Here is a 5,176-nt window from a genome sequence, read left to right on the forward strand (position 1 = left end):
GGGGGATGCCGCGGGCGATGGGATGGGAGGGGTTCACCGTCCAGACCAGCTCGCGGTCGTTCGCGTTGCGCCAGCGCAGCGTGCACGTGGTGCCCATGAGCTTGATGAAGATCTTCGAGAAGTGTCCCGAGTGCAGCACCACCAGCCCCATGCCCGCCAGGACGTGCCGGTGCACCCGGTCGACCACCTCGTCCGACACCTCGCCGTGCGCGGCGTGGCCCCACCAGGTGAGGACGTCGGTGCCGGCGAGCACCTCCTCGGTCAGGCCGTGCTCGGGGTCGTCGAGCGTGGCCGTGGTGACGCTCGCCCGCTTTCCCAGCCAGTGCTCGATGCCGCGGCGGACGGCGTTGTGCATGCCGTCGGGATAGATTTCGGCCACGCCGGGTTCGGTCTGCTCGTGCCGGTTCTCGCCCCACACCAGGACGTTGACGGATCGGGCGTTCATCAGATACCTCCGAGGAAACCCCGCCTTCAGGCGGGGGGAATCGGGCTTCTGCGGAGCAGGGCAGGGGTAGGCGATTCGCCGCCGGGCCGGCCGCCGTATCGGACTGCCGCACGAATCTCAGCCCGGCCTCCAAGAGCAAGAAGACGTCGCGCTTGTCGGCGGAGTACACGCGTAGCGCGTTCCGTTGGCGGGACGGCGCCTTGACGCTGGCGAAGAGGGACGCGCCGCTGAACATCGTGTGGCCGCGCCCTCTTTGCGAGGACGCCTGACATGGCCGAGAACCACACATTGGCCCGCGCCACCTCGGCGGCCCGGTACGGGCGCACGCTGGTGGCGGTGGACCGCTGGTTCCCCCCTGCGCCTGCGGCGCGGCCCACGACAGGTCGCGTTCCTGCCGTGGTTCGTTCGACCGCACGTGCCGTGGGGTCTCGCGTTCCGGCGGTCGCGGGGGGTCGTTCGTCGAATGGCGGTCGTCCGGCGCAGGGCGCTGGGGAAGGGAAAACGGAACGCCCCACGGCCGCCGGCTCACGGCGCCTCGGCCCTGATGTTCAGCGTGATCGCGCCGGCGGCGTGCAGGCTGGTCAGCAGGGTCCGATCGCCGGCGGGGTCGAGCCAGATCTGCAGGTCGGCAGGCCCCTGCGGCCTGGGCAGCGGGCCTGCGGGCTCGTAGAAGGCCGCGACCAGCACCAGGGGCACCGGCGCCTTCCACCTGACGGGGGCGGGGGGTTCGTGCCGGCCGCCGAGGATCACGGCGCGCTCCGCGTCGTCGCAGGCGTCGAGCCGGTGTCCGGCCGCGAGCCGGGCCTGGAGCCCGACCTGCACGTCCATGGCGAGCCGCACCCGCGCCGCCGCGCGCTCGCCGTCGGTGTCGAGCTCGCCGTACCCGGGAATGAGCAGCCCGACGAGGTCGGCCACGTCGTCGGCGTACCCGCGGAGGCTCCCGCCCGCGAAGATCATCTCGAAGCGGTACGGCCGGCCGTCGTTCCTGACGGGAGCGGCCGGAGGAACCTCCGCCGATGAGCCGTTACGGACCACCACGACGGCGTCGTGTCCCCTCATGTGCCCGGCACCCACCGTGTGGCGGCGTACAGGGCCGTGAGCTGCTCCTTGTCGGCGGCCCGCCAGAAGAGCTCGTCCATCAGCGTACGGAAGGCCAGGCTGCCCCGCTCCGTGACGTCCAGCGCGGGATCGTGCGCGAAGAGCTCGGCGTGGGCGCCCACCTCGTCGTGCCGGCCGCCGTTGGGGCGATCGCCCAGCGCCGCCGTGCGCAACGCCGCCTCGACCAGCGCTAGCGACACCTTGACCTGCGACTGGATCACGGCGGGGTCGAGCGAGCCGTCCCACAACCGCAGCTCGACGTGGTCGTGCGCGCTGCCGCGCACCGCCTCCATGTTCAGCGCCACCTCGCGGGGCCCGGCGGCGTACGCCGCCGGGCCGATCGGCTGGTAGCCCGCGGCGGGCAGGTTGTTCGGCCAGCAGTAGGCCAGGCCCCGGTGGCTCGCCCGCTCCGGGTTCTGCGCGAGCCTGAACAGCGTGTCGGCGTGGTGACCCGCGTAGCGCAGCAGCCCGGCGTGGTGCTCCACGATGTGGTCGTAGTCGTGGGCGCTCACGTGGACGTGCCCGCCGGTCGAGACGCTCGCCGTGCCGCCGTGGGAGCGGATGATCTCGCAGGCGATGCGGAGGTTCTCCCACGTGGCGGGCTCGTCGTACAGGATGGGCGAGACCAGCTCACCCGCGACCGTGCCGTCCCGCTCCAGGCTCCACAGACCGCGCCCGCCCTCCTTGCCCGGACGGTAACCGGCACCGCGCATCGTGTGGCGGCCGTGCATCTGGGCGTCGCCGGTCAGACCGGCCTCGTGCAGAGAACGGGCGATCGCCTCCAGCCTCATGACGTCGGTACGGTCCGGCAGGTCGAACTCCAGCTCCAGCCCGAACCCCCTCCCCCGGTCACGGTCGGCGAGGGACGCGGTGGCGTTCCTCATCATGTACGGGATCACCGTCTCCCCCGCGACCGCGCGTTCCATCACCCGCTCGTAGGCATGGCGGAACGCGGAGAAGTCCCTCGTGTACGACACCTCGGACCGCTCCGGCCAGCGCCGCCACGCCTCGACGCGGGAGTCCAGCGAGGCTACCCGTTCCCGCTCCGCCACGGCCAGCGGATCGGGGCCGGTCAACCGGGACAACGAGCGGCGCAGCCGGGAATGGGCACGGTCGTACGCCTCCTGTGCCTGCGCGTGCTCCCGGACCGCGGCCTGCCGAGCCTCCCTGACGACCGCCGGGGACAGATCGTGCAACCCCGGCGGGACATGCCGCGGCCCCTGCCACCGCCCGGCCGCGCCACGGCCGGCGGGCGGGGCGAGGGCGTCGAGCAGTTCCCTCCGATCCACCGGCCCGAACAAGTCGAACCCGGCCTGCCACACGTCGGCCGCCCTGCGCGTCAGCCGTTCCACGGAATGGCCGAACCCCGCCTCGGTGGCCAGCCGGCGCAGCGGATCGAACGCCCACAACCGGGACGGCGTCTCCGAGCGGGCGAGCTCGGCGAGCCGCGCCAGCGAGCGCGCCTCGTCGTCGCGGGGACGCGCGAAACCGTGCTCCTCCGCGAGCCGCAGCCCGTCCCAGAGGTAAGGGTCCCGCTCCCGGTGCGCGACGAGTAGACCGGTGAGCTCCTGGGCGTTCGTCGCCCGTACGAGGTCGGCGCCGTACGCCTGCGACTCCTCCGCCAGGCGGACGAGATGCCTGACGGAGCCGCCCAGGCCCGCGTCCAGCGACAACCGCGCCAGCGCGGACCCGTCGTGCCCCCCGCCGAGCCTCGGGCGGTCGACGATCCCGTCGAGGTGCGCGAGCAGCCGGGCCGTCGCGTCGCCGGGCTCCGGTACGGCGTGCCTCTCCGCGAGCACCATCCCGGTCCACAGGGCAGGGTCCTCGTCCCAGAACTGCTCCATGCCTCGGCGGAAGGCGCCGGCCTCGCCCTCCCCGGCCGGCAGATAACCGTTCTCGTGGGCCGTACGGACGGCCACGAACAGCTCGGCGACACGATGAGGACCCGGCCCCACCTGCCCGCTGCGCAGGGGAGCGACGAAATCCCTGACCCTGCTCTGGGTCAGGGGCTCCCCCATCATCCTGAGCATGAGCCCGGCCGTACGCGCCTGCGCGGCGGTGACCTCCCGCAGCCCGAACAACTCCCGATGGCGGTAGCCCTTCCAGCGGAAGGAATCCGCCGCCATGCACGCCCTGAGGGTGTCCGCCAGCGCGGCACGACCGGCGGCGCCGTCCGGGGCCATCGCGAACCGCTCAGCGTCGTTGTAGAGGTCGACCAGGGCGTCGATGTCCCGGTGCAGGCCGACCTCGTCCGCCAGCCGGTGCACGGCCCGCTGCGCCGCCGGCTCGCCGGAGATCCTGCTCATCCGCGCCAGAGCCCTCGCCGTCGTCTCGCTGTCGTTGACGACGCCCAGTTCCCGCCTCAGCCGCCGGCCCTCGGCCAGGAGCTCCGCATCGGGTACGGGCCGCGGGGTGTCCCCGCCGGGAGGCGTCCAGCGGTGCACCACCGCCGCGGCCTCAGCGAAGTTCCGCGACCGGGAATCGGCGACCGGCCAGAACTCACCGGGTGCCGGGCGGGCGCCCATGGGATCCACGGGGTCCAGCACCGGCGCCCTCCCGTCATGAGGCGTCCACGTCGACGTCAAGGTCACCGGCTCGGCGTGGGGCGGTCGCGTACCGGGGTCGCGCGGCTGCCGGGCGGCGCTCGCCGCTTCCCCTTGACCACCCACCGGTTCACCGGACGCCGGCCGCCGGCGAACGTGGTCGACGTGGTCGACGTGGTCGACGTGGTCGACGTGGTCGACGTGGTCGACGTGGTCGACGTGGTCGGGACGCCCGGCCCGCTCAGGCGCGGGGTCGGCACGACCGTGGCCGGCGCCTCCTGCTCTCTCCTGCGCGGAGCCGGGATCCACGGGTTCCACAACGTGAGCGGGGTGCTGGTCGGTCGTGCTCCCCGAGGGGACGTTGATCGGCAGGACATTGGCCGTGAGCAGCGGACCACGTGGGAGTCCGGCCGGCCGTACCCCCTGGGAGGACGGCTCGCCGATCGGGCTCGGCTCGGCCGGGTGGAGCTGCGCGGGACGTGCGGGGCTTCCGGCGTGTTCGGGGCCGGACAGGGGCGTGTCGTGGCGCCGGGTGACCTCACCCACGATCGTCTCCCCCCGGTGCGGCTGGCCGAGGGCGCCACCCGGTTCGGGCGTCTGCCGATTGATCAGGGCGCCGACGTCCTCGTGGTGCCCGGGCTGCGGATGGAGCACCACGGCCGAGCCGCCGGCGCCCCGCGGGACGTCGTCACCTCCACCCGCCGGAGGCGACCCGTCCGCGGCTCGCGGAACAGGCACGGGCGAAGTGCCGGACATGCCCGAGCCGCTGCTACCGCTGCCGCCGTCGGTGCCCGTACCGGGTGCCGTGCCCGTGCCGGGGGGCGTGCCCGCGCCCGGGAGCGTGCCCGCGCCCGAAGGCCTGCCGGTGCCGGAGGCCGGAGCGCTGTTGGCCGGAGCGCTGTTGGCCGGAGCGCTGTTGGCCGGAGCGCTGTTGGCCGGAGCGCTGTTGGCCGGAGCGCTGTTGGCCGGAGCGCTGTTGGCCGGAGCGCTGTTGGCCGGGGTTCCGTCAGCGGGAGTGCTGGGGGCGGCGGAAGCGTAGGTGGCGCCGTTGGAGGCGTGGGCGGCGGTGACCGAAGGGACGGGGGTGGTG

At 73.7% G+C, this 5,176-nt stretch carries 3 protein-coding genes; all 3 read right to left on the bottom strand.

Going from position 1 to position 5,176, the window contains the following annotated elements:
- The coding region (locus tag GUY59_RS45895; RefSeq protein ID WP_201762137.1) for a ThuA domain-containing protein at nucleotides 1–445 on the bottom strand (445 nt) is incomplete at its 3' end.
- A 525-nt stretch (nucleotides 446–970) separates the two neighbouring features.
- On the bottom strand, nucleotides 971–1,504 hold the full coding sequence (locus GUY59_RS45905) for a hypothetical protein (protein ID WP_138208623.1): 534 nt from the start codon (nucleotides 1,502–1,504) through the stop codon (nucleotides 971–973).
- On the bottom strand, nucleotides 1,501–5,176 hold a 3,676-nt coding region (locus GUY59_RS45910), incomplete at its 5' end, for an amidoligase family protein (RefSeq protein ID WP_161715089.1). The genes GUY59_RS45910 and GUY59_RS45905, both read right to left, overlap by 4 nt.

It is taken from the genome of Nonomuraea sp. K271 (assembly GCF_009908215.1).
Classification (GTDB): domain Bacteria; phylum Actinomycetota; class Actinomycetes; order Streptosporangiales; family Streptosporangiaceae; genus Nonomuraea; species Nonomuraea longispora.